Source organism: Rhodobacter capsulatus, assembly GCF_052363185.1.
Taxonomy (GTDB): domain Bacteria; phylum Pseudomonadota; class Alphaproteobacteria; order Rhodobacterales; family Rhodobacteraceae; genus Rhodobacter; species Rhodobacter capsulatus_E.
This window is the reverse complement of the sequence record NZ_CP198955.1, coordinates 217,135-242,942: the sequence shown is the minus strand read 5'-3', so window position 1 is coordinate 242,942 and position 25,808 is coordinate 217,135. Positions and strand designations below refer to the sequence as shown.

The following is a 25,808-nucleotide window of genomic DNA, read 5'->3' as shown; positions in this document are numbered from 1 at the left end:
GTCGATGCGTTAACGTTTTTGCGTTCAGACATGTTTTTGGGCAGTCTATCCTGTCCCGCGGCAAAGAGGGCAGAATGAAACGAGATGAACTTGCAGCCGGCAAGGCCGAGTTGCGGGCCGCCCGGTCGGCCAGCACCCGGCTGTTCCTGAGCGTCGGGCTGTTTTCGGTTTTCGTGAACCTTCTGATGCTGACCGGACCGATCTTCATGCTGCAGGTCTACGACCGCGTGCTGGGCGCGCGGTCGGTCGAGACGCTGACGGCGCTGTTCCTGCTGGTGGTGTTCCTGTTCACCGCGATGGGGCTTCTGGATCTGGCGCGGGCGCGGCTGATGGCGCGGGTCGGCGCGCGGTTTCAGGCCGATCTGGAATCACGCGTCTTCGAGGCGGCGCTGCGCCGCAACGGTCTGGTGCCGAACGATCCGGTGGCGATGGCCGGTCTGCGCGACCTTGATTCGATCAACAAGCTGATGGCCTCGCCGGTGTTTCTGGCGCTGTTCGACATTCCCTGGGTGCCGGTCTTCCTCTGCGCCATCTTCATCTTCCACCCCTATCTGGGCTTTCTGTCGATCGCGGGCGGGGCGCTGCTGATCGGGGTGACGCTGCTCAACCAGTCGGTGACCTCGAAGCCGCTGCAGACGGCGACCGGGGCGCAGATCGCCTCGGACCGGCTGGCCGACCAGCTGCGCGACGAATCGGAACTGGTGCAGGCTCTGGGCATGCGCGGGGCCTCGTTCCTGCGCTGGCGCAAGTCGCGCGAACGGGCGGTGGAGTCGATGCTGGCGGCCTCTGATCTGGGCGGCGGCTTTGCCACTTTCACCAAGACCTTCCGCGCCTTTCTGCAATCGGCGATCCTGGCCATGGGCGCCTATGTCGTGCTGCAGGGCGAAATGACCGCAGGCGCGATGGTGGCGGGCTCGATCCTGATGGGGCGGGCGCTCGCGCCGGTCGAACAGGCGGTGGGCGGCTGGGCGCTGGTCGCCCGCGCCCGCGAGGGCTGGGGACGGCTGTCGGTCCTGCTGACAACGATCCCGCGCGAGATGCCGCGCACGCCCTTGCCGCGTCCGCGGGCCGTGCTGGAGGCGCAGGCGCTGACCGTGGTGCCACCGGGCACGCAAACGGCGACGCTGCGGGCGGTGTCGTTCCGGGTCGATCCGGGGCAGGCGCTGGGCATCATCGGCCCCTCGGGCGCGGGGAAATCGACGCTGGCACGGGCGATCTGCGGCGTCTGGCGCCCGGCGAACGGGTCGATCCGGCTCGATGGCGCGGCGCTCGATCAATACGACCCCGACGTGCTGGGCGGGCTGATCGGCTATCTGCCGCAACGGGTGACGCTGTTCGATGGCACGATCGCCGAAAACATCGCCCGGCTGTCGGCCAATCCCGACCCGGAAATGGTCGTCGATGCGGCGAAACGGGCGGCGGCGCATCAGCTGATCCTTGATCTGCCCGAGGGCTATGACACCAAGGTGTCGCAGGCGGGCGGGCGGCTTTCGGGCGGGCAGATCCAGCGCGTGGGCCTGGCCCGGGCGCTTTACGGCAATCCGGCGCTGCTGGTGCTCGACGAACCGAATGCCAATCTCGACAACGAGGGGTCGCTCGCGCTCAACACCGCGGTGCGGGGGATGAAGGCGGCGGGCGGCGCGGTGCTGATCATGGCGCACCGGCCCGCGGCGATTGCCGAATGCGACACGCTTCTGGTGCTGGACGCGGGGATGCGGCGCGCCTTCGGCCCGCGCGAGGAGGTGCTGAAGGCAATGGTGCAGAATGCGGCCGATCTGAGCCGCAACGCCGGACCGGGAGGGGTGGTATGAGCCGCAAGCCGACATCGGACACCGAAGACGCCACAGGCACCCCCGACGCGGTGGCGATGCTGCGCAAGGCGATCCCGCAGCGCCCCGCCCCGACCGGGGTGCAGGCGGCGGGGACGAGCTTTCCCGCCCCGACGGCGCCGCAGGTTGCTGGCGCGGCCCCGCCCGGCCCGGGCCGGGTCTCGCCCCGGATGGCGCTGCTTCTGGGCTATGTGACGCTTGCGGTTCTGGTCGGGGGGTTCGGGGTCTGGTCCGTCGCCTCCTCGATTGCCGGGGCGGTCATCGCCTCGGGGCAGGTCGAGGTGGACCAGCACCGGCAGGTGGTGCAACACCCCGATGGCGGCGTGGTCGCGCAGATTGAGGTGCACGAGGGCGACAGGGTCGCGGCCGGGCAGGTGCTGATCCGGCTTGACGGCGATCTCGACCGGTCCGAGCGTTCGATCGTCGAGGGCCAGTTCTTCGAGCTTCTGGCGCGGCGCGGACGGCTGGAGGCCGAACGGGCGGATGCGCCCGAGATCCGCTTCCACCCCGAATTGCTGGAGGCGGCGCAGACCCGGCCCGACGTGGCCGAGCAGATCGACGGCCAGCGGCGACTGTTCGAGGCGCGGGCGCAGACGCTGCGCAAGGCGCTCGAGCAGGTGACGAAACGGCGCGAGCAGACGCAATCGCAGATCGACGGGATCGAGGCGCAGCGTCTGGCCACCGTGCAGCAACAGGAGCTGATCGAAAAGGAGCTGATCGATCAGCGCAGCTTGCTTGACAAGGGTCTGGCGCAGGCCAGCCGGGTGCTGGCGCTGCAGCGCGAGGCGGCCAATCTGGCCGGTCAGATCGGCGCGCTGGTGGCGCAGAAGGCTCAGGCCGAGGGCAAGGTGACCGAACTGGATCTGGAGGCGCTGCGGCTGGCCTCGCAGCGGCGCGAGGATGCGGAGACCGAGCTGCGCGACATCGGCTACCGCGAGCTGGAACTGGCCGAGCGGCGCCGGGCGCTGACCGAAAAGATCGAGCGGCTCGATCTGCGGGCGCCGGTCGGCGGTCTTGTCTATGCGATGACGGTGACGACGCCGCGCGCGGTGATCCGCCCGGCCGAGCCGGTGCTTTACATCGTGCCGCAGGACCGGCCGCTGCTGGTGGCGGCGCAGATCTCGCCGATCAACATCGACGAGGTGCGGGTCGGCCAGCCGGTCGCGCTGCGCTTCCCGGCCTTCGTCAGCCGCACCACCCCCGAGCTGTTCGGTCAGGTGACGCAGATCTCGGCCGATGCGCTGGTCGATGAAGCCTCGCGTATGTCCTATTTCCGCGCCGAGGTGATGCTGAACCCGGGCGAGGCGGAAAAGCTGGGGGCCTTGCAGCTGCTGCCCGGCATGCCCGCCGAAGTCTATATCCGCACCGGCGAGCGCAGCCCGCTGGCCTATCTGACCAAGCCCTTCACCGATTACTTCACCCGCGCCTTCCGCGAGGATTGATCAGAGCCGCTCAAGCAGCGCCGCGGTGGGCCAGGCATCGGCGGGCAGGCCCAGACGGCCCTGCTCGGCCTGCACGGCTTCACGGGTCTTTTCGCCCAGGATGCCGTCGATCGGCCCGACATCATGGCCGCGCGCCTGCAGCCGCTGCTGCAGCGCCTTCATCTGCGCCGGGCTCAGCCCCGGCTCCGCGGCGCGCGGATCGACCCGGGGGGCGCCCTCCAGCCGCGTCGCGAAATAGGCGGCGGTGGTGACATAGACAAAGCTCTTGTTCCATTCAAAGAGCACGCGGAAATTCGGATAAGCCAGGAAAGCCGGGCCCTTGCGCCCCATCGGCAGCAGAACCGACCCCTGCCCGCCCGCGAACCGCCCCGACCGCGGCACCACCCCCATCCGCGCCCAATCGGCGGTGGACAGGCTGTGGTTGAGCCCGGTCTGCGCCCAGTCCATCTGATCGGGCACGATGATTTCCTGCAACCACGGCTCGCCCGGGCGCCAGCCCATCGCGGCGATCATCTTCGCCCCCGACATCAGCGCATCGGCGCTGGAGCCCTTGAGGTTCACATGCCCGTCGCCATCGCCATCGACGCCGTTGCGCAAGATATCCTCGGGCAGCATCTGCACCTGCCCGATCTCGCCCGCCCAGGCGCCAAGGCTGCGGGACGGATCGAAATCGCCGCGCGCGTAAAGCCTGGCCGCGGCCAGAACCTGCGGCCGGAACAGCTGCGGGCGGCGGCAATCATGCGCCAGCGTCACCAGCGCGTCGCGGGTGTTGAAATCGCCCTGCACCTTGCCGAAATCGGTCTCCAGCCCCCAGAACGCCAGCAGCACCCCGCGCGACACCCCGTATTGGCGCTCTGCCGCATCGAAGATGCCCGCATATTTCTGCGCCATCGCCGCGCCCATCTGCAGCCGGTTCTTGGAAATCACCGAGGCCTGAAAATCAAGGAAGCTTTTGCGGAAGACGCCCTGCGCCCGGTCGGCTTTCAGCACCCGCCCGTCCTGACGCACGCCGGCGAAAAACGACTCGGCCTGCGCCGCCGAAAGGCCCTGGCGCTGCACCTCGGCCTTGAGGCCCGCGACGAAGCCGGAAAAATCTCCGCCACATTCGGCATGGGCGGCAAAAGGCAGCGAAAGGCTCAGCAACAGGGGGGCAACAGCGGACCGCATCGGTTTCTCCGGAAATGACCTTGCCGCAGGGTAATCCGCGGCGGGGCGCGGGGCAACCAAGCGTTGCGTTTACGGCACGTCAGCGGGAAAGCCTGCGGTATTCACTTGATTTTTACGCCTCACCCCACAAACTTGGCACGAGGATTGCCCAGGGAGGGGCGATCCGCTGGAGGATAAGATGGAGTTCTTGTCGAAGGAAATTCTGGCCGGCTTGCGGGAGGCAACCCGGCGTGAGACGAAACGCACCCCGCGGCTGAGCGTTCATGCCGGGGGCCGTGTCTGGCCGATTCTGAAACGCTGGTCGGGCGGTTTCTCGCTTGATGCGACTCAGGTCACCAACCTGCGCGGCCATGTCCAGATTTTCGACGGCGAACGCCCCGTGGCCACCGCCCTGATCGTCGCGGCCGAGGTGGACGGGTTCGAGCTGATCTGTTCGACCAAGCGCGAAACCCCGGTGCGCCATGGCCCCGCGCTTGATTTCGAACGCGAAGACCACGGGCCGCTGGGCTTCATGCCCCCGGCGTAAGCGTCACAGCCGCGCGGGCAGCACCAGACCTTTGAGAATCTCGGCGGAGGGCATCGGTTTCTTGCCCTCCCGTTGCGCTTCCAGCACCCGAAGCGCCCCCGTGCCACAGGCGATGTCAAAGCCCTGCAGCACCGTGCCCGCGTCCCCGGACCCGGCGACCAGATCGGCGCGCAGCAGTTTCACCCGCTCGCCCGCCACCTCGCACCAGGCCCCCGGAAAGGGCGAAAGCCCGTTCACCAGCCGCACCAGGTCCGCCGCCGGGCGGGCCCAGTCGATCTTCGCCTCGGCCTTGTCGATCTTGGCGGCATAGGTGACGCCTGCTTCGGGCTGCGGCTCGGAGGTCAGGCTGTCCAGCCGGTCGAGCGTTTCGCAGATCATCCGCGCGCCCAGCGCGCTCAGCCGGTCATGCAATTCGCCCGTCGTCTCGGTCGCGCCGATGGTCAGGGCCTCGCGCAGAAGCACCGGGCCGGTATCCAGCCCCGCCTCCATCTGCATGATGCAGATCCCGGTTTCCGAATCGCCCGACAGGATCGCCCGGTGAATCGGCGCAGCCCCCCGCCAGCGCGGCAAAAGCGAGGCATGGATGTTCAGACAGCCGCGTTTCGGCGCGTCGAGAATCGCCTGCGGCAGAATCAGCCCATAGGCGACGACAACCGCGATATCGGCGTTCAGATCGGCGAAAGCCGCGCGATGCTCGGGCGCCTTGAAGTTCAAGGGGTGGCGGACGGGCAGTCCCAAGGCCTCGGCCCGGGCCTGCACCGGCGAAGGCCGCAAAGCCTTGCCACGACCGGCAGGCCGGGGCGGCTGGCTGTAAACCGCGACAACCTCGTGCCGGGAGGCCAGAGCCTCCAGCACCGGCACCGAAAAGGCGGGCGTTCCCATGAAGATGACGCGCATCAGGCTTTCTTCGCGAATTTGGCCGATTTCGCCACCAGCATCTTGCGCTTCAACATGCTGAGGTGATCGACATAGGTCTTGCCGTTCAGATGGTCGATCTGGTGCTGCACCGAGGTCGCCCAAAGATGGACGAAATCGCGCTCTTCAATCTCGCCCGCCGCGTTCAGAAACCGCACCGTCACCGCGCGGGGCCGCGAAATCGTCGCCCAGACGCCGGGCAGATTGGGGCTCGCTTCGTCATGCTCGCGCATCTGGCCCGAGGCATGCAGCACCTCGGGATTCGCCATCAGGATCGCCTGCCCCCGCGATTCGGAGGCATCGACAACGGCCAGCCGCAGCATCACCCCGATCTGCGGCGCCGCCAGACCGACCCCCTGCCCGGGCATCGCCTCCATTGTGTCGACCATGTCGGCCCAGATCGCGCGGATCTCGTCGGTGATCGCCTCGACCGGCTCCGCGGCCGTGTGCAACCGCTTGTCGTCAAAGCGGATAAAGGGACGGACGGCCACCTAGCCCCGCCCCTCGCGCGCCCATTCCCGCTTCAGCTTTTCCAGCTTGCGGGTGACCATCTGCCGCTTCAGCGGACCCAGATGATCAATGAAGAGCTTGCCGTTCAGGTGGTCGAACTCGTGCTGCGCGCAGGTCGCCCAAAGGCCGTCGAACTGTTCCTCGTGGGTCTGGCCGTCCAGCCCCAGCCAGCGCATCCGCACCTCTTTCGGGCGGGTCACATCGGCATATTGCTCGGGCAGCGACAGACAGCCTTCCTCGTGCACGTTCTTTTCCTCGGAGACCCAGGTGATTTCCGGATTGATCATCACCATCGGCTCGGGGAAGCCGGTCTTTTCCTTCGCGCAATCCATCACGAAGATGCGCGACATCACGCCGATCTGCGGCGCGGCCAGACCGACGCCGGGGGCGTCATACATGGTTTCCAGCATGTCATCGGCCAATTGGCGAATGGTGTCGTCCAGCGCTGCGACAGGGTCGCAAAGCTTCTTGAGCCGGGGATCGGGATGGATCAGGATGGGGCGCGTTGTCATGGGCATTTTTTATTGGATGCGGGGCGGTCGTGCAATGGCGACCTTTGCGCGCAGGGTCGTTCCGGATAATGGCTTATTTTTGGGAAATAGTTCCAACATTTTCATCTTCCATGGAACGTTGGACCGGAATATCACTCTCATCAGGAACGATCCCCCAAGGAGCCCGCCATGACCGCCCTTCCCGACTTCGACGAAGTCATCGACCGCATCGGCACCCATTCGGTGAAATGGGACTGCATGGAGGCGCTTTATGGCGTTTCCCCGCAAGAGGGCATCGCGATGTGGGTGGCGGACATGGATTTCCGCCCGCCGCAAGCGGTGCAGGCGGCGCTGCAGACGCTGCTGCATCAGGGCGTCTATGGCTATTGGGGCGACGAAAGCGCCTATCAGGCCGCGATCGCGTGGTGGATGGCCCATCGTCACGGCTGGGCTGTGCAGCCCGAGTGGATCTTCACCACGCATGGGCTGGTGAACGGCACGGCGCTGTGCCTGCAGGCTTTCACCGAACCGGGCGATGGCGTCGTCTTGATGACGCCAGTCTATCACGCCTTTGCCCGGGTCATCCGCGCCGCGGGGCGCAAGGTCGTCGAATGCCCGCTGGTGCAGGTCGAGGGCCGCTATGAAATGGATTTCGACGCCTGGGAGGCGAAGATGGACGGGTCGGCGAAGATGCTGATCCTGTGCTCGCCGCACAATCCGGGCGGGCGCGTCTGGACCGAGGCCGAGCTGAAGGCCACGGCCGAATTTGCCAAGCGCCACAACCTGATCCTTGTCTCGGACGAGATCCACCACGATCTGGTGATGCCCGGGCACAAGCATATCCCGATGGCCGTGGCCGCGCCCGATCAGCCGGTGGTGATGATGACGGCGACGACCAAGACCTTCAACATCGCGGGCGGCCATTCCGGCAATGTGATCATCGCCGATCCGGCGCTGCGGGCGCGGTTTGCGGCCACCATGGCGGCGCTGGGGATTTCGGCGAACAGCTTCGGCATCGCCATGGCGACCGCCGCCTATTCGCCCGAGGGTGCCGCTTGGGTCGATGCGCTGAACAGCTATCTGGAGGGCAACCGGCAGGCCTTCGACGCGATCGTGAACACGATCCCGGGCGTCAGGTCGATGCCGCTCGAGGCGACCTATCTGGCCTGGGTCGATTTCTCGGGCACCGGCATGGCCGCGCCCGAAGTCACCGCGCGGGTGGAAAAGACCGCGAAGATCGCCGCCAATCACGGTGCCACCTTCGGCCTTGGCGGCGACAGTTTCCTGCGCTTCAACCTGGCCACGCCGCGGGCGCGGGTGATCGAGGCCGCCAATCGGCTGAAACAGGCCTTTGCCGACCTGCAATGACAGCAACGGCCAGGGCGGGGGGCCTTTCCAACCGCCCTGCCCGCCCCCATATTGCGCGGGCATGAACGGGAGGCCCCCATGCCCATCATCACCTTTCTGATCATCGGCACCGCCGCCGGCTATCTGGCGACGCGGCTGATGAAAGTGAACACCGACATTCCCACCACCATCGCGCTGGGCATCTTCGGCGCGCTGATCGGCGGCTTCGTCCTGCGGTTCCTGATCTCGATCATGGGGCTGATGGCCGGTTTCGTCGGCGCCGTTCTGGGCGCGATGGCGCTGATCTGGGCCTGGCAGACCTGGGGCCGCCGCTAGATGTGGGGCCCCTTCCTCGGCTTTGCGGGCACGGCGTCGCTGCGGCTGATCTGGGCGCTTGCCGCCATCGGGATCTGGCTGATGAGCCGCCCGGGCGGCTGGGCCGTCGTCGTCGTCGCCGTTCTGGTCGGCCTCAAACTGGTTCCCGAGCCGTAACCCCTTCCGCCCTGCGCAAACTGCCCCCATATTGAGGGCAGTTTCACACGGGAGGCTCCCTTGGACCCGATCACTCCATCCGATTTCATCGGCGGCAATGCGATCATGCTGGCCGTCGCCCTTTTCCTGATCCTGTCGATTTTCCTTGGCGTGCGGATCGTGCCGCAATCCGAAAAGCATGTGGTCGAGCGGTTCGGCCGGTTGCGCGCCGTGCTGGGGCCGGGCATCAACTTCATCGTGCCCTTCCTCGACCGCGTCGCGCACAAGGTTTCGGTGCTGGAACGGCAACTGCCCACCACGCGGCAGGATGCGATCACCGCCGACAACGTGCTGGTGCAGGTCGATACCTCGGTCTTTTATCGGGTGATCGAGCCGGAAAAGACCGTCTACCGGATCCGCGACATCGACGCCGCCATCGCCACCACCGTCGCCGGGATCGTGCGCTCGCAGATCGGGCAGATGGAGCTCGATACGGTGCAGTCGAACCGGTCCCAACTGATCACCCATATCCGCGACAATGTCTCGAACGTGGTCGACGACTGGGGGATTGAAGTCACCCGGACCGAGATTCTGGACGTGAATCTGGACGAGGCCACCCGCGCCGCGATGCTGCAGCAGCTGAACGCCGAACGCGCCCGGCGCGCCCAGGTGATGGAGGCCGAGGGCCGCAAGCGGGCGGTCGAACTGGCCGCCGACGCCGATCTTTACGCCGCCGAACAGGCCGCCAAGGCGATCCGCGTCACCGCCGAGGCCGAGGCTTTCGCAACCTCGGTGATTGCCGAGGCGATCGCGAAGAACGGCATCGAGGCCGCGCAATATCAGGTGGCGCTGAAACAGGTCGACGCCCTGTCCAAGGTGGCTGCGGGCGCGGGCAAGCAGACGGTGCTTCTGCCGACCTCGGCGATCGAGGCTTTCGGCGAAGCCTTCAAGATGTGGAAGAAGTGATCATGTGGTGGCAACAACCCTGGATCTGGGTGGTGGCGGCGGCGGTGCTGGGCGGCGCCGAGATGCTCTTGCCCGGCTTTTTCCTGCTGGGCTTCGCGGCCGGGGCGCTTCTGGTCGCGGGGCTGCTTTGGCTTGGCTGGCTTGGCGGCAGCTTGCCCGCGCTGATTCTGGTGATGACCGTCGCGGCGGTCGGTGTCTGGCTGATCGCCCGCAAACTGGCCGGGGTGCGCCCCGGTCAGACCCGGATCTGGGATCGCGACATCAACGAAAACTGAAAAATCGTCACATTCATGATCTGGAATTGATCTAGGTTATGGACGACTCGTTTGCTGCGGCGTAGAGACGCAGGCGGCAAATCAGGAGAGAAGAGATGTACGATGATTTCCCGCAAGAGGCGAAAAGCTTCAAGTACTTCCTTGTTAGCGTAACCGTTTGTCTTGTCGGGCTTGTTGCCTGGCTGTCCTTCGCCCAGCCGATGGGTCTTGGACACGGGGCCGGGGCGGCGGAAGCCTCCACCCACCAGTGACGGCTGTCACATCATGCACGAAAACGGCGGCCCGGTCGGAGCCGCCGTTTTCGTTTTCCGGGGCAGATTTTCAGATCGCGGCAATCTCGCGCAGGATCGCCTGCGCCGCGGCGGCCGGATCGGCGGCCTGCCAGATCGGACGGCCGACGACCAGATGATCGGCCCCGGCCGCCAGCGCCGCAGCCGGGGTTTCGACCCGCTTCTGATCGCCCAAGGCCGCCCCCGCGGGCCGCACGCCCGGGGTGACGATCAGCTTGCCCGCAGACTCGGGCAGGGCCCGGATCAGCGCCGCTTCCTGCGGCGAGGCGATCACCCCATCAGCCCCGGCAAGGAAAGCCCGCCCGGCCCGTTCCACCACCAGATCGGCCACCGCGCCGTCGCGGATCAGCGCGGCATCAAGGTCGGCACGATCAAGCGAAGTCAGGATGGTGACGGCGAGGATCTTCAGATCCTTGCCCGAAGCGCCCTGTTTCGCCGCCCGCACCACATGGGGGTCGCCATGCACGGTGAGAAAATCCAGATCGAACTGCGCAAGGCCCCGCACCGCGGCTTCGACGGTCGCCCCGATGTCGAACAGCTTCATGTCGAGGAAGATCTTCTTGCCCTGCTCGTCCTTCAACTCGTTCGCCAAGGCCAGCCCACCGCCCGTCAGCATGCCAAGGCCGATCTTGTAGAAACTGACGCTGTCGCCCAGCTTTTGCGCCAGCTCCAGCCCCGCAAGGGCGTTCGGAACATCCATCGCGACGATCAGGCGATCATCGGCGGGAAGAAGATCGGTCATGGCAGAACTCCAGCGGTGCAAACGCCGGGGTTTTGCCCCTGATGCCGGAAGCGGTCAAGCGAATTGGGTCAACAGATCCCGCCGCGCCGCCGGGCCTCCTGCGTCAACGCCCGCACCAGACGCCGGTGGCCCATGTCAGGCGCGGCCTGCACCCGCACCGGAACCCGCATCGGCATGGGCAGCCCGGGGGCAAAGAACTCCACCACCGCTTCGAACTGACGAAGCGCGGCATTGTAGATCAGATGCGCGATGCGGACGGCGACGTGATGCATGGGGTGACCTCGCATATGGAGCCTTCAGAATGAACGTGAAGTCTTGGCGAATGGTTTCCAAGACCGGGCCCGCGAAATTTTTTTCATCGGCCCCGGCCCCTCTTGAACCGGGAAAACCGCTCGACCACCTTTGCACCAAGACCCGGGAAACGGCGTGCCATGGTGGGCGCCAAGACCTCGGGGGCTTTATCAAGGAGAGACCCGATGAACATGGAGAAGTTCACGGAACGGTCGCGCGGCTTTTTGCAGGCGGCGCAGACCATCGCGATGCGCGAGGGCCATCAGCGGGTGGTGCCCGAGCATCTTCTGAAGGCGCTGATGGATGACGATCAGGGGCTTTCCGCCAATCTGATCAAGCGCGCCGGGGGCGAGCCCGCCCGGGTGCAGGAAAGTGTCGATCTGTTCGTTTCGAAACTGCCGAAAGTCTCGGGCGGTGACGGGCAGGTTTACGTGGAACAGGCGCTGGTGCGCGTGCTCGACGAGGCCGAGAAACTGGCGACGAAAGCCGGTGACAGCTTCGTGCCGGTGGAGCGGATGCTGATGGCCTTGGCGATGGTGAACACCCGGGCCAAGGATGCGCTGGATGCGGGCGCGGTGACGGCGCAAAAGCTGAACACGGCGATCAACGACATCCGCAAGGGCCGCACCGCCGACAGCGCCAATGCCGAGCAAGGCTATGACGCGCTGAAGAAATATGCCCGCGACCTGACGGCGGCGGCGGAGGAAGGCAAGATCGACCCGATCATCGGCCGCGACGATGAAATCCGCCGCACGATGCAGGTGCTGTCGCGTCGCACCAAGAACAACCCGGTCCTGATCGGCGAACCTGGTGTCGGGAAAACCGCGATTGCCGAGGGGCTGGCTTTGCGCATCATCAACGGCGACGTGCCCGAAAGCTTGCGCAACAAGAAGCTTCTGGCGCTCGACATGGGTGCCTTGATCGCCGGGGCGAAATACCGCGGTGAATTCGAGGAACGGCTGAAGGCGATCCTGAAGGAAATCGAAGCCGCGGCCGGGGAAATCATCCTTTTCATCGACGAGATGCACACGCTGGTCGGCGCGGGCAAATCCGAAGGTGCGATGGATGCGGCGAACCTGATCAAACCGGCGCTCGCCCGGGGCGAATTGCATTGCGTCGGCGCCACCACGCTCGATGAATACCGCAAATATGTCGAGAAGGACGCGGCCCTGGCGCGGCGGTTCCAGCCGGTGATGGTCAGCGAACCGACGGTCGAGGACACGATCTCGATCCTGCGCGGCATCAAGGAGAAATATGAGCTCCACCACGGCGTGAAGATCTCCGATTCGGCGCTGGTGGCGGCGGCGACGCTGTCGCATCGCTACATCACCGACCGTTTCCTGCCCGACAAGGCGATCGACCTTGTGGACGAGGCGGCCTCGCGGCTGCGGATGGAAGTGGACAGCAAGCCCGAGGAGCTGGACGCGCTCGACCGGCAGATCCTGCAGATGCAGATCGAGGCCGAAGCGCTGAAACGCGAGGAGGATGCGGCCTCGAAAGATCGGCTGGAGAAGCTGGAAAAGGATCTGGCCGAGGTGATGGAGCGTTCCGCCGTGATGACCGCCAAATGGCAGTCGGAACGCGACATGCTCGAAGCCTCGCGCTCGGTCAAGGAACAGCTTGACCAGGCAAGGGCGGCGCTGGAACAGGCCAAACGCGAGGGCAATTTCGCCAAGGCCGGGGAGCTGCAATACGGGCGCATCCCGGAACTGGAAAAGGTTCTGGCCGAGGCCGAGACTCTGGCCGAGGGCAAGATGGTCGAAGAGGCCGTCCGCCCCGAGCAGATCGCCGAGGTGGTGGAACGCTGGACCGGCATCCCGACCTCGAAGATGCTGGAAGGCGAGCGCGAGAAGCTCTTGAAGATGGAGGAAGAGCTCCACAACCGGGTGATCGGGCAGGATGCGGCGATCACCGCGGTGGCCAATGCCGTGCGCCGCGCCCGCGCCGGGCTGAATGACGAGGGGCGGCCCTTGGGCTCGTTCCTCTTCCTCGGCCCGACCGGGGTGGGGAAAACCGAACTGACGAAGGCGGTCGCGAATTATCTGTTCGACGACGACGCCGCGATGGTGCGCATCGACATGTCGGAATTCATGGAGAAACACTCCGTGGCCCGGCTGATCGGTGCGCCCCCCGGCTATGTTGGCTATGACGAGGGCGGCGTGCTAACCGAAGCGGTGCGGCGCCGTCCCTATCAGGTCGTGCTCTTCGACGAGGTGGAAAAAGCGCACCCCGATGTCTTCAACGTGCTGCTGCAGGTGCTCGATGACGGCATGCTGACCGATGGTCAGGGCCGCACCGTCGATTTCAAGCAGACGCTGATCGTGCTGACCTCGAACCTCGGGTCGCAGGCACTCAGCCGCCTGCCCGAGGGCTCGGACGCGGCCGAGGCCAAGGCCGAGGTGATGGAAGCGGTGCGGATGCATTTCCGCCCCGAATTCCTGAACCGTCTGGATGAGATGGTGATCTTCGACCGGCTGACGCGCGACAACATGGACGGGATCGTGACGATCCAGCTCAAGCGGCTGGAGGCGCGGCTGGCCCAGCGCAAGATCGCGCTCAGCCTCGACGCGGCGGCGCTGAAATGGCTTGCCGACGAGGGCTATGATCCGGTCTTTGGAGCGCGGCCGCTGAAACGGGTGATCCAGCGCGCGCTGCAGGACCCGCTGGCCGAGCTGATCCTGGCCGGCACGGTGAAGGACGGCGAAGAAGTCACGGTGACCGCGGGCCCCGACGGGCTGGTGGTGGGCGGCCGGGTCTCGGCCAGCCAGCGCGTGGCACCGGAAGCCCGGGTGCTGAACTGATCCGGAGAGAGGGGGCCCTGCCCCCTCTTTTGCCTGCGGCAAAATTCACCCCCGGGATATTTGCGCCAAGGTGAAAATAGGGCCCCTTTGCCCTTTGCCCTTTCACCTTGGGTCAAATATCCCGGGGGGCCCGCTTGCGGGCGGGGGCAGAGCCCCCTTCCCCGCCGGGAAACTTGGCGATAGACTGGCGCCATCATGCCCGCGCTCTGCCGTGACTGCCTTGCGACCTTCGACACCGCCCCTGCACGCTGTCCGCGCTGCGGGCGGCCGCGCCTGCTGCGCCATCCCGAATTGTTCCGCCTTTCCGTCGCCCATATCGACTGCGACAGTTTCTATGCCTCGGTCGAGAAGCGTGACGACCCGAGCCTGGCCGACAGGCCGCTGATCGTCGGTGGCGGCACGCGGGGCGTTGTTACCACCTGCTGCTACATCGCCCGAATCGCCGGGGTCCGCTCCGCCATGCCGATGTTTCAGGCGCTGAAGCTCTGCCCCGAGGCGGTGGTGATCGCGCCGCGCAAGGACCGTTACGCCGAGGTCTCGGCGCTGATCCGGGCGAAATTCGCCACCCTTACCCCGCTGGTCGAGCCGCTCTCGCTGGACGAGGCCTTTCTGGATCTGACCGGCACCGCCCGGCTGCACCATGCGGCCCCCGCCGTCAGCCTGGCCCGGGTGATCCGCGAGATCGAGACCGAGATCGGCGTCACCGCCTCGGTCGGGCTCTCGCACAACAAGTTTCTGGCCAAGATCGCCTCGGATCTCGACAAGCCGCGCGGCTTTTCGGTGATCGGGCGGGCCGAGACGGAAGACTTCCTGCGCGACAAGCCCGCCTCGATCCTTTGGGGGGTGGGCGAGGCGACGCGGGCGGCACTGGCCCGGGCGGGGTTGCGCAGTCTGGCCGATCTCCGCCGAGCCGGGCCGGGGGCGCTTGAAAGCCGCTTCGGCGCCACCGGGTTGCGACTTTACGAATTGGCGCAGGGCATCGACCGGCGCCGCATCGTGCCCGATGCCGAGATCAAGTCGGTCTCGCACGAGACCACCTTCGAGAGCGACATCGCCGACCGCGACCGGCTGGCCGACATCCTGTGGACGATGTGCGAAAAGGCCGCCGCGCGGATGAAGGCGAAAGGGCTGGAGGGCCGCACCGCGACCCTGAAACTGCGGCGGGCGGATTTCTCTGCGCTCAGCCGTCAGGTGAAGCTCGAGGAACCCTCGCAGCTGGCCGACACCTTGTTTCGCGCGACCGAGGCGCTGCTGCGGGCGCTGCCCGAACCGGGGCCGTTCCGGCTGATCGGCGCGGGCTATTCCGACCTGTCCCCGGCGGGCGGGCGCGATCCGGTGGGCGATCTGCTCGATCCGCAGGCGACGGCGCGGGCGGCGGCGGAGCGGGCGGCGGATGCGATCCGGGCGAAATTCGGCGCCGATGCGATCCGGCTTGGCCGCGGGCTCACCGGCAAGGGCTGATCATTCCGCCGCCAGCCGCGTCTCGCCCCGCACTAGATCGGCCAGTTCGGCACTGACCGTCCCGATCAGCTGCGCGAAAGCCTCGAACTCGGGCAGGGGTTCGATCCGCGCCTCGTCCATGTAAAGCGCACGGGCGATCTCGATCTGCACCACCTCGACCCCTTCGGCGGGGCGGCCGTAGCGCTGCACCACATAGGCCCCGGCAAAGGGGCTGTTGCGCGCCACCCGCAACCCGGCGCGGCGAAAGATCGTTTCGACCGCCAGAATCGTCTCGGCCCGGGCCGAGGCGCCGAACCGGTCGCCCAGCACGATATCGGGGCCGATGCCGCGACTGGCGGCGGCTTCGCTTGGCATCGAATGGACGTCGAACAGAATCGCCCGCCCGAATCGCGCCTGCCGCTCGCGCAAGAGCGCCGAGAGCCGCGCGTGATAGGGCCGCCAGACCCGGGTGATCCGGTCGGCCGCCTCGGCCCGGGTGATCTTGCCGCGGAAAATCTCGCGCCCGCCCGCGACGACACGGGGAATCACCCCCAGCCCCGAGGCCGCCCGCACCCCGCCCGAGCCCCGCGCCAGCCCCTCGATCAGCGCCGGGTCAAGCTCCTCCTCGGAGCGGTTCAGATCGACGAAGGCGCGCGGATAGACAGCCTCGAGCAGCGTCGCGCCATGGCCCGGAACGCCCGCCAGAAGCCTGTCCACGAAGGCATCTTCCGAAGAGCGCAGCCGCAGCAGGTCCAGTTGTGCGCGGCGGGTGAACTCGGCCGGATAGAAACGGCCGGAATGGGGCGAGGCAAAGACGACCCCCGAGCGCAGCGGCGCGGGCAGATGCAGCCGATAAGGCGGGATCGTTTGCGGAACCTCGGGCATGGGCACTCCTTCAAAAGAAAGACTACACCGATTTCTTTTCCTGCCAAAAGGGCCTTGAAAGCCGCTCCGACTCCTTTTATAGACCCCGGGACCGACGCGGTTGCGCCTGTGTCCTTTCCCTTCGGATCGGGTTCAGCGCCAAACGGCGAAAGTTTACGGGCGGTTAGCTCAGCGGTAGAGCACTACGTTGACATCGTAGGGGTCACTGGTTCGATCCCAGTACCGCCCACCATTCACCGCCCCTTCGGGGGCATTCGTTTTCAAGGCGCACGTCGCCGCGAACAGGAGAAGACCGATGAAGGTCCGCAACTCGCTCCGCTCGCTCAAGCAGCGTCATCGCGATTGCCAGATCGTGCGCCGTAAAGGCCGCGTCTACGTGATCAACAAGACGCAGAAGCGCTTCAAGGCCCGTCAGGGCTGAGGCCGCCTTCGAGCAGTTAGAAAGGCCGCTGGGGAAACCCGGCGGTCTTTTTCTTTGGCCGCGGTCGTTCGGGCGTTGCGATGCCGGCAAATCACGCCGGCATCCGGGCAAGGGTCACGAGCGTATCGCCATAGCGGCGCTGGTCGATCTGTTCGAGCGGTTCGGGCACCACGGGGGCGGTGTTTTCCTCCCACACGACCATCGCCCCGGGGGCGATCCAGCCGTTCGACAGGCAAGACGCGAGGGCCTTTTCCCCCAGCCCCATGCCATAGGGCGGGTCCAGGAAAACCAACCCGTAACCGGCGCCGCGGCAGGGCCCCATGTTGGTGGCGTCGCGCCGCCAGATGTCACTCACGCCCATCGCCCGCATCAGCTCGACATTCTTGCGCAACAGCACCCGCGCCGCGGTGCCGTCGTCGACAAAGGCGACCCGGGCGGCGCCGCGGCTGAGCGCCTCCAGCCCCAGCGCCCCGGTGCCCGCGAACAGATCGAGCACCCGCGCCCCCGGGATCGGGTTGCCGTGGGTGCCGTTGATCAACAGGTTGAAGATGCTTTCGCGCACCCGGTCAGTGGTCGGGCGCAGATGCGCGCCGATGTCACCTTCGCCCACCTCGGCCAGCTTCAGGCCCCGTTTTTCGCCGCCGATGATTCTCATGCCATCAACGCCTTCAGATCCGCCGCCTCGGCCACCTGTTCGGGTGTCACCGCCTTGCCCGCCTCGATCAGCCGCTTGCCGATCATATAGGCGCGCGGCGCATCCAGCGCATCGACGGCAATCAGCCGACCGTCGCGGAAATACCAGAACGACTGCCCCTCGGTGGTGCGGGTCACCACCCGGTCATGGCCGGTGCAAAGCCCCGCAATCTGCAGTTTCGAGGAAAACTGATCCGACCAGAACCACGGTTTCGGATGATAGGCCCTGCCCGCGCCCAGCATGTTTTCCGCCACCAACTCGCCCATGTCGATGGCATTGCCGACCGATTCGATGCGCATCCGCCCCTCGGGCCCCGGCAGCGCGGCGCAATCGCCCGCCGCCCAGATGAACGGGTCAGAGGTGCGGCCGAACTCATCGACCGCAATCCCCTCGTCGATCACCAGCCCCGCGGCTTCGGCCAGATCGGTGCGCGGATCGACGCCGATGCCGACGACGATGAAATCGGCGGGCAGGATGCGGCCATTGGCCAGTTCGACGCCACTCACCCGGCCCTCGCCCAGAATGCGGGTGATCCCGATATCTTCGAGAATTTCAACCCCATGCGCCCGGTGCATCTCGCGGATCGCAGCGGCGGTCTCCACCCCCGCGACGCGACGCAGGATGCGGGCGCGGGTATGCACCAGCTTCGCCGTCAGACCCCGCTTGCAGGCCACCGCCGCCGCTTCCAGCCCGATGTAGCCGCCGCCGATCACCACCAGATTGCGCCCGGGCACGAATTCATCCGCCATCGCCTGCGTATCGGCCAGATCGCGCAGGGTGTAGATGCCCGAAAGCCCCTCGGCCCCCATCTCGGCAGGCAGGCGGCGCGGAACGGCCCCCGTGCACAGCGCCAGATGATCGTAAGACAGCCGCTCGTCGCCGATCAGCACCGCTTTCGCCGCCCGGTCGATCCCCGTAACCCGGGTTCCGACGCGCAAAGTCACCCGGTTCGCCGCATACCAGTCGTCGCCGCGCAGCGTCAGCCGGTCGAGCGGCATCTCGCCCAAAAGATAGGCCTTCGACAGCGGCGGGCGCTGATAGGGGGCCACCGGCTCCTCGCCCAGAATCGTCACCTCGCCCGCGTATCCCAGCGCCCGCGCCTTCGCCGCCAGGGAGGCCGCCGCCTGCCCGCCGCCCACAATCACGATGCCGCTCATGCTCTTCCTCTGGTCATGTCCCTTCCCGCCCCTATATCCCCGATACAAGGCTCTGCAAAGCAAGGGAGAGGACGATGACAGTAACGGTTGGGGAGAAACTTCCCGGCGCGACGCTTTTGAAGATCGGCGCCAACGGCCCCGAGGCGGTCGATCTGGCGGCGACGCTTGCAGGCCGCAAGGTGGTGATCTTTGCCGTGCCGGGCGCCTATACCGGGGTCTGCACCACCGCCCATGTGCCCAGCTTCATCCGCACCAAGCCGCAATTCGATGCCAAGGGCGTGGACGAGATCCTCTGCGTCTCGGTCAACGACCCCTTCGTGATGAAAGCCTGGGGCGAGGCGACCGGCGCCAGCGCCGCCGGGATCACCCTGCTCGCCGATGCCGAGGCCGCCTTCACCAAGGCGATCGGCATGGCCTTTTCGGCGCCGCCCGTCGGGCTGATCGACCGCTCGGCCCGCTATGCGATGCTCGTCGAAGATGGCGTCGTGAAGGTTCTGCACCGCGAGGAAAGCCCGGGTGTGTGCGAGCTTTCGGCGGGCGAAGGGCTGCTCGCGGCGCTCTGACCCCAAGGCCGCAGGGCGTATTTGGACCAAGAAGAAACCCCGGTCTTCTTCTTGGCGAAAATACGCCCCCTTTCCGCGGCCGCGGCCCTCGCAACCCGGGGGGATTTGCGTATTTGGACCAGGAAAACCCGCTGCTTTTTCTTGGACTAAATACGCTCTTCTTCCCGATAAGGGCCAAGCTCCGCCAGCGCATCGGCTTCCTCGGCCACCGCCGCGCGCTCCTGCTCCAGATAATCGGCCACGGCCTGACGAAAGCCGGGATGCGGAATGTGATGCGCCGAATGCGTCACCACGGGCAGGTAGCCGCGGGCCAGCTTGTGCTCGCCCTGCGCCCCGGCCTCGACCCGGGCAAAGCCCTGCGCGATCGCCCAGTCGACCGCCTGATGGTAGCAGAGTTCGAAATGCAGGAAGGCGTGGTCTTCAAGGCAGCCCCAATAGCGGCCGTAGAGCGTGTCCCGCCCGATGAAGTTGAGCGCCCCGGCCACGGCGCGGCCGTCCTTTTCGGCAACGATCAGAAGCACCGCATCGCGCATCTCGTGCAGCGCGTCGAAGAAGGCGCGGGTCAGATAGGGACGGCCCCATTTCCGCGCCCCGGTGTCGAGGTAAAACGCCCACATCGCTTCCCAGTGGCGCTCCTCGATCGCCGCGCCGGTCAGGGCCCGGATCGTGCCGCCAAAGCTCTGCGCCTTTTCGCGTTCCTTGCGCAAAGCCTTGCGCTTGCGCGAGGCGAGGGTGGCCAGGAAATCCTCGTATCCCCCGTAGCCGCGGTTGTCCCAATGAAACTGCACGCCGGTGCGATGCAGCCAGCCCTCGGAGGCGGCCGCTTCGGCCTCGGCCTCGGTGCAGAAGGTCAGATGCGCCGAGGAATGGCCGCCCCGCCGCGTCAGTTCCGCCATCGCCTGCAAGAGCGCCGCCTGCCCGATCTCGTCCTGCCCCGGACGGCACAGAAGCCGCCGCCCGGTGACCGGGGTGAAGGGCACGGCGCCCTGCAGCTTCGGATAGTAGCTTCCGCCCGCCCGATGCCAGGCCTCGGCCCAGGCATGATCAAAGACATATTCGCCCTGCGAATGGCTTTTTCGGTAAAAGGGCGCGACGGCGATCACCGCGCCCTGATGCCGCGCCACCAGATGATGCGGTGTCCAGCCCGTGCCCGGCCCGACCGAGCCCGACTCCTCCAGCGCCGCCAGAAACCGATGCGTGGTGAACGGGTCGCAAGGGCGGCCGCCATCCGCGGTCTCGGGGCAGGCGCAGGCGTCCCACTCCGCCGCCGGAACCAGGGAAATCCCTGCAAGAACGCTGACTTCGACGCTGTCCAAGATACCCCCCCGCATCTTTTCCCAAAGGTGGGGCGCGGGGGGAAAGGGTCAAGCTTCGTAACCCTCGAAGGTGATGTTTTGCGCGATCTTGCGCGCTTCGGCCTCGGCTTCGGGCGAGCGGATCGTCCAGCACAGGATCGCCGCGCCCTGCGCCTTCAGCGCGGCCACCCGGGCCGCGCCCAGATCCGCGGCTTCGTGCGAAATGAAGGACGCCCCCACCCGGTCGAAATCAGGAATGCCCGCCAGATGCGTGCGGACCTTCGCGGGCAAAAGCGGCCAGTCCGCCGCCGTATAAGCCGAGGTCGTCAGCCCCACCGGCACCCCGGGCGCCGCCAGATGAAAGGCCGCCACCGCATGCGGGTTGAAGGACATCACCGCGACCGGCCCGGCATAGCCCGCCAGAACCTGCGCCGTGGCGGCCTCGAGCGGGCCGACATCCGGCCCCATCGCGCCATCCTGATCCTTGATCTCGATCAGCAGCGGCACCCGGCCATCGACGATCGCCAATACCTCGGCCAGCGTCGGAATGCCCTCGTCCCCGCCCGAGAGCGCGATCTCGGACAGTTCCGCCGCCGTCAGACCGCGCAGCCGACCGGGAACCCCGGTCAGGCGGCGCAGGTCGTAATCGTGAAACACCATCGGCACGCCATCGGCCGAGGGCTGCAGGTCGATCTCGATGCCGTAGCCCGCAGCCACCGCCGCCCGCACCGCGGCACGGCTGTTTTCCGGCCGCCCCTGCGAGACGTCATGCAGCGCGCGATGCGCGATCGGACGGGTCAGAAAGGCCGCGGGCAGGGGCTGCATCATTCCACCTCGAAGATCGCCTCGATCTCGACCGCGACGCCAAAGGGCAGAGAGGCCGCGGAGACGGCGGAACGGGCGTGGCGGCCAGCGTCGCCAAAGACCTCGACCATGAGATCCGAGCAGCCGTTCACCACCTTGGGCTGGTCGGTGAAATCGACGGTCGAATTGACGAAGCCAACCAGCTTCACCACCCGCTTGATCTTGTCCAGATCGCCCACCGCGGCGCGGGCCTGCGCGATCAGCGCGAGGCCACAGCGACGCGCGGCGGCGGCGCCGTCCTCCACGGTCATGTCGGCGCCCAGCTTGCCCTTGATGAACCCGTCAGGCCCCGCGGAGACCTGCCCCGAAACGAAGATCTGATTGCCGGTGCGGACAAAGGGCACATAGTTCGCCGCCGGGGCGGGGGCGTCGGGAAGCGTGATGTTGAGCGCGCTCAGACGCGCTTCGATTGCGGATGCCATGCTAGCCTCTTACCAGTTGATGTGAGTGCGGAAGTCATCCAGCAAGCGGCGCCAGATGTCGATGGTGTCGATGAAATTCTTGCCGCCCACCCCGTCCTTGTCGAGATTGACGTCATATTCAAGCACCGCATTGCCGTCACCATCCACATAGGCGCGGCCAAAGCGGGCCTTCTGGTTCCAGCCGTTCAGCACGGCATATTTCAGCGGTTCCGGGGTCAGGAACACCGCCGAAAACGCCACCGAGGAACAGTCCCGCGCCTTGGTGCAGCCGTAGAAATAGACGTCGAATGTCGTGTCGTCGACCGAGCTTGACAGCATCGGATCGCCCTGATCGTCGGTGCCCGGCTGCGGCTTCAACCCGTAGTCCTGCAAAAAGGCGGCCACCACATCCGGATCGGCCATCACCTGCGCCTGCGCGGGCAGCGCGGCCAGAAGGGCAACAAAAGCGGGGACGAGCAGACGGATCATCGGGGCCTCCTTTTGCCAAGGATTGTCCGATTGTCCGGCCCGCATCAAGCCCCGTCAGGCCACCAGTTGCTCGGCCTTTTTCAGATCGACGGACACAAGCTGGCTGACGCCCTGTTCCTGCATCGTCACGCCGAACAGCCGGTCCATCCGGCTCATCGTCACCGCATGGTGGGTGATGATCAGGAACCGCGTGTCGGTGCGGCGGGTCATTTCATCGAGCAGGTCGCAGAAGCGGGTGACGTTGGCATCGTCCAAGGGCGCGTCGACCTCGTCGAGCACGCAGATCGGCGCCGGATTGGCAAGGAAGACGGCAAAGATCAGCGCCATCGCGGTCAGCGTCTGTTCCCCGCCCGAAAGCAGGCTGAGGGTAGAGAGCTTCTTGCCCGGCGGCTGGCACATGATCTCCAGCCCCGCTTCCAGCGGATCATCGCTTTCCACGAGCTGCAGGCTGGCCGAACCGCCGCCGAACAGATGGGTGAAAAGCGTGCGGAAGCTTTCGTTGACCTGTTCAAAGGCGGTCAGAAGCCGCTCGCGCCCCTCGCGGTTCAGCCCGGCGATGCCCGAGCGCAGCTTGCGGATCGCTTCTTCCAGATCGGTCTTTTCCTTGGCCAGCCCATCATGTTCGCCCTGCACCTCACGCAGGTCTTCCTCGGCACGCAGGTTCACGGCGCCGAGCGCCTCGCGGGCGCGTTTGAGCCGCGCGACCTCGATTTCCAGCGCCTCGGCACCGGGCATCTTGTCCGGGTCGGCATCCAGCGTGTCAAACAAGGCCTGCGGCGTCAGATCCATCGCCTCCGCGATCCGCTCGGCGGCATGGGCTTGCGTTTCGCGGGCGGCATCGAGCCGCGCCTCGGCCCGGGCCTTGCCCTCGCGCGCTTCACCGGCGGCACGTTCGGCATCGCGCTCGGCCATCTGCGCCTGCCGCAAAGCGCCCTCGGCCTCGGCCAGCCGGTCCGAGGCTTTGGCCCGCCGCTCCTCGGCCGCCTCGATCGCGGAATTCAACTCGTCGCGCTTGGCCGCCAGTTCCTCGGGCGCGGCGGCGGCATCTTCGAGTTCCCCCACCGCCTCTTCGCGCCGCGAGGCCAGTTCGGCCGAGCGTTTCTCGGCCGTCTCCAACCGGTGCCGCCAGCCCGAGATTTCCTTGGTGATTTCCTGCCGCCGCCGCAGCCGGGCCTCGCCCTCGCGGCGGATCTCGTCATGGGCCGCGCGACGGGTCAGCATCGTCACCCGCGCGGCTTCCACCGTCAGCTTGATCGCTTCGACGGCCCCGCGCGCGGCGTCCAGATCGGGCAGCGCGGCCAGTTGCGCCTCGGCCTCGGCCAGCGCGAGCCGCGCCGATCCGGCCTCGTCGCCGTAACGCTTCACCGCCATCCGCGCCGCTTCCAGCTTGCCCGCGGAAATCGACCGATCCGCCTCGGCGCGGCTGAGCGCCCGCCCAGCCTCGGCCAAGCGCGTATCGGCTGCGCGGCGGGCATCGCGGGCGCGGGCATCGGCCGCCGTCGCCTCGGCCAGCGTCCGGCTCAGCGCCTCATGCGCCTGCCGCGCGCCATCGGCCCGGGCTGCGACCTCTTCCAGATCGCGTTTCAACTCCACCAGACGGTTGAGCTGCCGCAGCCGCAAGGCCGCCGCCGTCGGCGCATCCTCGGCCCCGGCGCGGAACCCGTCCCAGCGCCACAGATCGCCCTGAAGCGACACCAGCCGCTGCCCGGGCAACAGCGCTGGTTGCAGCCGCGCCCCCTTGGCCGCATCGGCCACCAGCCCGATCTGCGCGATGCGACGGCGCAGCACGGCGGGCACCTCGACATGATCCGAGAGCGGCTCCACCCCCGCAGGCAAAGGCTGCACCGCGTCGTAATCCGGCAGCACGCCCCAGCCGGACCGGGCCCCTGCCTCCACCTCCGGCGCGCGGAGATCATCGGCGAGGGCCGCGCCCAAGGCCGCCTCGTAGCCGCTTTTCACCCGGACCCGATCCAAGAGCTGATGCCCGCTCGCCGCTTCGCGTTCGACCAAACGGGCCAAAGCCGCCACCTCGGCCCGCAGCGCCCCGGCCTCGCCCTCGGCCTCGGACCGCGCGGCGCGGGCCGCACTTTCGCGCGCCTGCACGACGCCGCGCGCCTCATCCGCCGCAATCAGCGCTTCCTCGGCCGCTTCGGCCTGATCCTGCGCCTCTTCCTGCGCGGTCTGGGCGGCCTCGAACGCCTCCTCGGCGCGTTCAAGGGCTTCGGCGGCGGCTTCGGCGGCATCGGACGCCCGTTCCGCCTCGGCCTCGGCCTTGGCCACGGTCGCGCGATTGTCGGACACCAGCCGCGTCACCGAGCCATGCCGCGCCGCCAGCCGGGCCACATCTTCGGTGCCCTCGGACAGGTTCGCCTCGCGCTCGGCCAGAACCGCCGCCGCCTCGGCGGACGCCTCGGCCGCCGCTTCCAGCTTGTCCTCGTGCCCCTCGGCCGCCTTGAGCAGCTGGCCCATTTCCCACTCAAGCCGGGCAATGGTTTCGCCCGCATCGCGGTTCAACCCGGCCTCGCGCTCCATGTCGCGATCCAGCTGCGCGATGCGCGATTTCAGACTGTCAATCCGCGCCGCCGCCTGCGCCTCGGCATCCGAGAGCGCATCGCGTTGCAGCACCAGCCGTTGCAGGATCGCCCCGGCAATCGCCTCTTCCTCGCGCAAGGGGGGCAGCGCATCTTCCTGCGCCGCCCGCGCCTTTGCCGCCGCGCGCGAGGCCAGTTCCGCCTGCGCCGCCCCCATCATCGCCGAACGCAGCGCGTTTTCCGCCTCGGCCCGGGCCAGATCGGCCTCGCGCCAGCGCCGATACAAAAGCATTCCCTCGGCCCGGCGCAGCTCATTGCCGATCTCGCGATAGCGCACCGCCTGCCGCACCTGCCGCGACAGCGACGCCAGCTGCGTGCCCAGTTGTTCCAGCACGTCATCGACGCGGGCCAGATTCTGCTCGGCACCGGACAGCTTCAGTTCCGCCTCGTGGCGACGCTGATAAAGACCCGAGATCCCCGCAGCTTCTTCCAGAATCCGGCGCCGGGCCTTCGGCTTGGCGTTGATCAGTTCCGAAATCTGCCCCTGCCGCACCAAAGCCGGGCTATGCGCCCCGGTCGAGGCATCGGCAAAGAGCATCTGCACATCGCGGGCGCGGACATCCTTTGTGTTGACCTTGTAGGCCGAGCCTGCGTCGCGGGTGATCCGGCGCACGATTTCCAGCACGTCACTGTCATTGAAGCCCGAGGGCGCCAGCCGCTCGCTGTTGTCGATACTCAACGAGACTTCCGCGAAATGCCGCGCGCCGCGGGTGGCGGCGCCGGCAAAGATCACATCCTCCATCCCGCCGCCGCGCATCGCGCTGGCGCGGGTTTCGCCCATCACCCAGCGCAGCGCTTCCAGCAGGTTCGACTTGCCGCAGCCATTCGGGCCCACGACGCCGGTCAGGCCGTCGTGGATCACAAGGTCGGTCGGATCGACGAAGCTCTTGAAGCCGTTCAGTCGCAGGCGGGTGAAACGCAAGGGGCACCGATTCCAGGTCAGGG

The 25,808-nt window shown here is 67.1% G+C and carries 27 protein-coding genes and 1 tRNA gene; 14 read left to right on the top strand and 14 right to left on the bottom strand.

Annotation, left to right across the window (positions count from 1 at the left end; genetic code table 11):
- Nucleotides 1-74: 74 nt before the first annotated feature.
- Together ACTTAG_RS01190 and ACTTAG_RS01185 are read left to right on the top strand one after the other, a co-directional pair.
- The gene (locus ACTTAG_RS01190; RefSeq protein WP_444463822.1) at nt 75-1,811 is read left to right on the top strand and encodes a type I secretion system permease/ATPase; all 1,737 of its coding nucleotides are present in this window, start codon (nt 75-77) and stop codon (nt 1,809-1,811) included.
- Nucleotides 1,808-3,271: an HlyD family type I secretion periplasmic adaptor subunit gene (locus ACTTAG_RS01185; protein WP_444463821.1), complete on the top strand. Its 1,464-nt coding sequence runs from the start codon at nt 1,808-1,810 to the stop codon at nt 3,269-3,271. Before ACTTAG_RS01190 ends, ACTTAG_RS01185 begins: the two co-directional genes overlap by 4 nt.
- On the opposite strand, the gene ACTTAG_RS01180 is transcribed toward ACTTAG_RS01185, so the two are convergent.
- On the bottom strand, nt 3,272-4,438 hold the full coding sequence (locus ACTTAG_RS01180) for a lytic murein transglycosylase (RefSeq protein ID WP_444463820.1): 1,167 nt from the start codon (nt 4,436-4,438) through the stop codon (nt 3,272-3,274).
- A 178-nt stretch (nt 4,439-4,616) separates the two neighbouring features.
- Between ACTTAG_RS01180 and ACTTAG_RS01175 the strand changes: the two genes are divergently transcribed.
- Entirely contained in the window at nt 4,617-4,964 is a 348-nt protein-coding gene (locus ACTTAG_RS01175) for a hypothetical protein (RefSeq protein ID WP_444463819.1), read from the top strand.
- Between the two features lie 3 nt (nt 4,965-4,967).
- On the opposite strand, the gene fmt is transcribed toward ACTTAG_RS01175, so the two are convergent.
- Genes fmt through def (ACTTAG_RS01160) form a run of 3 tightly spaced genes read right to left on the bottom strand, consistent with a single transcriptional unit; the run spans nt 4,968 to nt 6,901 of the window.
- The gene (gene fmt, locus ACTTAG_RS01170) at nt 4,968-5,861 is read right to left on the bottom strand and encodes a methionyl-tRNA formyltransferase (RefSeq protein WP_444463818.1); all 894 of its coding nucleotides are present in this window, start codon (nt 5,859-5,861) and stop codon (nt 4,968-4,970) included.
- Nucleotides 5,861-6,370, bottom strand: coding sequence for a peptide deformylase (def, locus tag ACTTAG_RS01165; protein WP_444463817.1), 510 nt, complete (start codon nt 6,368-6,370; stop codon nt 5,861-5,863). Before def (ACTTAG_RS01165) ends, fmt begins: the two co-directional genes overlap by 1 nt.
- Entirely contained in the window at nt 6,371-6,901 is a 531-nt protein-coding gene (gene def, locus ACTTAG_RS01160) for a peptide deformylase (protein ID WP_074552763.1), read from the bottom strand.
- 168 nt (nt 6,902-7,069) lie between these two features.
- Between def (ACTTAG_RS01160) and ACTTAG_RS01155 the strand changes: the two genes are divergently transcribed.
- From ACTTAG_RS01155 to ACTTAG_RS01130, 6 genes are all read left to right on the top strand, one after another.
- Entirely contained in the window at nt 7,070-8,248 is a 1,179-nt protein-coding gene (locus ACTTAG_RS01155) for a MalY/PatB family protein (protein WP_444463816.1), read from the top strand.
- Nucleotides 8,249-8,326: 78 nt separating this feature from the next.
- Entirely contained in the window at nt 8,327-8,563 is a 237-nt protein-coding gene (locus tag ACTTAG_RS01150) for a GlsB/YeaQ/YmgE family stress response membrane protein (protein ID WP_023914518.1), read from the top strand.
- Nucleotides 8,564-8,719, top strand: coding sequence for a hypothetical protein (locus ACTTAG_RS01145; RefSeq protein ID WP_444463815.1), 156 nt, complete (start codon nt 8,564-8,566; stop codon nt 8,717-8,719). It begins immediately after the preceding gene.
- Nucleotides 8,720-8,788: 69 nt separating this feature from the next.
- Complete coding sequence (locus ACTTAG_RS01140) at nt 8,789-9,664, top strand: SPFH domain-containing protein (protein ID WP_444465286.1); 876 nt, start codon at nt 8,789-8,791, stop codon at nt 9,662-9,664.
- A 2-nt stretch (nt 9,665-9,666) separates the two neighbouring features.
- Nucleotides 9,667-9,939, top strand: a complete 273-nt coding sequence (locus ACTTAG_RS01135; RefSeq protein WP_444463814.1) for an NfeD family protein — start codon at nt 9,667-9,669, stop codon at nt 9,937-9,939.
- A 95-nt stretch (nt 9,940-10,034) separates the two neighbouring features.
- Complete coding sequence (locus tag ACTTAG_RS01130) at nt 10,035-10,190, top strand: hypothetical protein (RefSeq protein ID WP_160320033.1); 156 nt, start codon at nt 10,035-10,037, stop codon at nt 10,188-10,190.
- Nucleotides 10,191-10,260: 70 nt separating this feature from the next.
- On the opposite strand, the gene pyrF is transcribed toward ACTTAG_RS01130, so the two are convergent.
- Together pyrF and ACTTAG_RS01120 are read right to left on the bottom strand one after the other, a co-directional pair.
- Nucleotides 10,261-10,971 carry an orotidine-5'-phosphate decarboxylase gene (pyrF, locus tag ACTTAG_RS01125; protein WP_444463813.1) on the bottom strand — a complete coding sequence of 237 codons (711 nt, stop codon included), beginning with the start codon at nt 10,969-10,971 and terminating at the stop codon, nt 10,261-10,263.
- A 68-nt stretch (nt 10,972-11,039) separates the two neighbouring features.
- Nucleotides 11,040-11,243, bottom strand: coding sequence for a hypothetical protein (locus ACTTAG_RS01120; RefSeq protein WP_444463812.1), 204 nt, complete (start codon nt 11,241-11,243; stop codon nt 11,040-11,042).
- A 204-nt stretch (nt 11,244-11,447) separates the two neighbouring features.
- On the opposite strand from ACTTAG_RS01120, the gene clpB reads away from it, so the two are divergent.
- Nucleotides 11,448-14,063: an ATP-dependent chaperone ClpB gene (clpB, locus tag ACTTAG_RS01115; RefSeq protein WP_444463811.1), complete on the top strand. Its 2,616-nt coding sequence runs from the start codon at nt 11,448-11,450 to the stop codon at nt 14,061-14,063.
- Nucleotides 14,064-14,258: 195 nt separating this feature from the next.
- Nucleotides 14,259-15,524: a DNA polymerase IV gene (locus tag ACTTAG_RS01110; RefSeq protein ID WP_444463810.1), complete on the top strand. Its 1,266-nt coding sequence runs from the start codon at nt 14,259-14,261 to the stop codon at nt 15,522-15,524.
- On the opposite strand, the gene ACTTAG_RS01105 is transcribed toward ACTTAG_RS01110, so the two are convergent.
- Nucleotides 15,525-16,388: an N-formylglutamate amidohydrolase gene (locus ACTTAG_RS01105; protein WP_444463809.1), complete on the bottom strand. Its 864-nt coding sequence runs from the start codon at nt 16,386-16,388 to the stop codon at nt 15,525-15,527.
- A gap of 157 nt (nt 16,389-16,545) precedes the next feature.
- On the opposite strand from ACTTAG_RS01105, the gene ACTTAG_RS01100 reads away from it, so the two are divergent.
- Together ACTTAG_RS01100 and ykgO are read left to right on the top strand one after the other, a co-directional pair.
- Nucleotides 16,546-16,620: transfer RNA gene (locus tag ACTTAG_RS01100), tRNA-Val, on the top strand.
- Nucleotides 16,621-16,683: 63 nt separating this feature from the next.
- Nucleotides 16,684-16,809, top strand: a complete 126-nt coding sequence (gene ykgO, locus ACTTAG_RS01095; protein WP_013069105.1) for a type B 50S ribosomal protein L36 — start codon at nt 16,684-16,686, stop codon at nt 16,807-16,809.
- Nucleotides 16,810-16,900: 91 nt separating this feature from the next.
- On the opposite strand, the gene rsmD is transcribed toward ykgO, so the two are convergent.
- Both rsmD and ACTTAG_RS01085 read right to left on the bottom strand, forming a co-directional pair.
- Nucleotides 16,901-17,464, bottom strand: coding sequence for a 16S rRNA (guanine(966)-N(2))-methyltransferase RsmD (rsmD, locus tag ACTTAG_RS01090; protein ID WP_444463808.1), 564 nt, complete (start codon nt 17,462-17,464; stop codon nt 16,901-16,903).
- Complete coding sequence (locus ACTTAG_RS01085) at nt 17,461-18,660, bottom strand: NAD(P)/FAD-dependent oxidoreductase (protein WP_444463807.1); 1,200 nt, start codon at nt 18,658-18,660, stop codon at nt 17,461-17,463. Before ACTTAG_RS01085 ends, rsmD begins: the two co-directional genes overlap by 4 nt.
- Nucleotides 18,661-18,734: 74 nt before the next feature.
- Between ACTTAG_RS01085 and ACTTAG_RS01080 the strand changes: the two genes are divergently transcribed.
- On the top strand, nt 18,735-19,223 hold the full coding sequence (locus tag ACTTAG_RS01080) for a peroxiredoxin (RefSeq protein ID WP_444463806.1): 489 nt from the start codon (nt 18,735-18,737) through the stop codon (nt 19,221-19,223).
- Between the two features lie 146 nt (nt 19,224-19,369).
- Here ACTTAG_RS01080 and ACTTAG_RS01075 read toward each other — a convergent pair whose 3' ends face one another.
- From ACTTAG_RS01075 to smc, 5 genes are read right to left on the bottom strand one after another with little or no spacing between them, the layout of a single operon-like run.
- Complete coding sequence (locus tag ACTTAG_RS01075; protein WP_444463805.1) at nt 19,370-20,554, bottom strand: GNAT family N-acetyltransferase; 1,185 nt, start codon at nt 20,552-20,554, stop codon at nt 19,370-19,372.
- A gap of 33 nt (nt 20,555-20,587) precedes the next feature.
- Entirely contained in the window at nt 20,588-21,346 is a 759-nt protein-coding gene (locus ACTTAG_RS01070) for a glycerophosphodiester phosphodiesterase family protein (protein ID WP_444463804.1), read from the bottom strand.
- Nucleotides 21,343-21,804, bottom strand: a complete 462-nt coding sequence (locus tag ACTTAG_RS01065; protein ID WP_444463803.1) for a RidA family protein — start codon at nt 21,802-21,804, stop codon at nt 21,343-21,345. The genes ACTTAG_RS01070 and ACTTAG_RS01065 overlap by 4 nt, the downstream gene beginning before the upstream one ends.
- A 9-nt stretch (nt 21,805-21,813) precedes the next feature.
- Nucleotides 21,814-22,272, bottom strand: coding sequence for a YbjN domain-containing protein (locus ACTTAG_RS01060; protein ID WP_444463802.1), 459 nt, complete (start codon nt 22,270-22,272; stop codon nt 21,814-21,816).
- 54 nt (nt 22,273-22,326) lie between these two features.
- The gene (smc, locus tag ACTTAG_RS01055) at nt 22,327-25,785 is read right to left on the bottom strand and encodes a chromosome segregation protein SMC (protein WP_444463801.1); all 3,459 of its coding nucleotides are present in this window, start codon (nt 25,783-25,785) and stop codon (nt 22,327-22,329) included.
- Nucleotides 25,786-25,808: the final 23 nt, after the last annotated feature.

Coding starts and splice junctions, on each gene's coding strand:
- ACTTAG_RS01190 (WP_444463822.1), top strand. CDS start 75: ATGAAACGAGATGAACTTGCAGCCGGCAAGGCCGAGTTGCGGGCCGCC.
- ACTTAG_RS01185 (WP_444463821.1), top strand. CDS start 1,808: ATGAGCCGCAAGCCGACATCGGACACCGAAGACGCCACAGGCACCCCC.
- ACTTAG_RS01180 (WP_444463820.1), bottom strand. CDS start 4,438: ATGCGGTCCGCTGTTGCCCCCCTGTTGCTGAGCCTTTCGCTGCCTTTT.
- ACTTAG_RS01175 (WP_444463819.1), top strand. CDS start 4,617: ATGGAGTTCTTGTCGAAGGAAATTCTGGCCGGCTTGCGGGAGGCAACC.
- fmt (WP_444463818.1), bottom strand. CDS start 5,861: ATGCGCGTCATCTTCATGGGAACGCCCGCCTTTTCGGTGCCGGTGCTG.
- def (WP_074552763.1), bottom strand. CDS start 6,901: ATGACAACGCGCCCCATCCTGATCCATCCCGATCCCCGGCTCAAGAAG.
- ACTTAG_RS01155 (WP_444463816.1), top strand. CDS start 7,070: ATGACCGCCCTTCCCGACTTCGACGAAGTCATCGACCGCATCGGCACC.
- ACTTAG_RS01150 (WP_023914518.1), top strand. CDS start 8,327: ATGCCCATCATCACCTTTCTGATCATCGGCACCGCCGCCGGCTATCTG.
- ACTTAG_RS01145 (WP_444463815.1), top strand. CDS start 8,564: ATGTGGGGCCCCTTCCTCGGCTTTGCGGGCACGGCGTCGCTGCGGCTG.
- ACTTAG_RS01135 (WP_444463814.1), top strand. CDS start 9,667: ATGTGGTGGCAACAACCCTGGATCTGGGTGGTGGCGGCGGCGGTGCTG.
- ACTTAG_RS01130 (WP_160320033.1), top strand. CDS start 10,035: ATGTACGATGATTTCCCGCAAGAGGCGAAAAGCTTCAAGTACTTCCTT.
- pyrF (WP_444463813.1), bottom strand. CDS start 10,971: ATGACCGATCTTCTTCCCGCCGATGATCGCCTGATCGTCGCGATGGAT.
- ACTTAG_RS01120 (WP_444463812.1), bottom strand. CDS start 11,243: ATGCATCACGTCGCCGTCCGCATCGCGCATCTGATCTACAATGCCGCG.
- clpB (WP_444463811.1), top strand. CDS start 11,448: ATGAACATGGAGAAGTTCACGGAACGGTCGCGCGGCTTTTTGCAGGCG.
- ACTTAG_RS01110 (WP_444463810.1), top strand. CDS start 14,259: ATGCCCGCGCTCTGCCGTGACTGCCTTGCGACCTTCGACACCGCCCCT.
- ACTTAG_RS01105 (WP_444463809.1), bottom strand. CDS start 16,388: ATGCCCGAGGTTCCGCAAACGATCCCGCCTTATCGGCTGCATCTGCCC.
- ykgO (WP_013069105.1), top strand. CDS start 16,684: ATGAAGGTCCGCAACTCGCTCCGCTCGCTCAAGCAGCGTCATCGCGAT.
- rsmD (WP_444463808.1), bottom strand. CDS start 17,464: ATGAGAATCATCGGCGGCGAAAAACGGGGCCTGAAGCTGGCCGAGGTG.
- ACTTAG_RS01085 (WP_444463807.1), bottom strand. CDS start 18,660: ATGAGCGGCATCGTGATTGTGGGCGGCGGGCAGGCGGCGGCCTCCCTG.
- ACTTAG_RS01080 (WP_444463806.1), top strand. CDS start 18,735: ATGACAGTAACGGTTGGGGAGAAACTTCCCGGCGCGACGCTTTTGAAG.
- ACTTAG_RS01075 (WP_444463805.1), bottom strand. CDS start 20,554: ATGCGGGGGGGTATCTTGGACAGCGTCGAAGTCAGCGTTCTTGCAGGG.
- ACTTAG_RS01070 (WP_444463804.1), bottom strand. CDS start 21,346: ATGATGCAGCCCCTGCCCGCGGCCTTTCTGACCCGTCCGATCGCGCAT.
- ACTTAG_RS01065 (WP_444463803.1), bottom strand. CDS start 21,804: ATGGCATCCGCAATCGAAGCGCGTCTGAGCGCGCTCAACATCACGCTT.
- ACTTAG_RS01060 (WP_444463802.1), bottom strand. CDS start 22,272: ATGATCCGTCTGCTCGTCCCCGCTTTTGTTGCCCTTCTGGCCGCGCTG.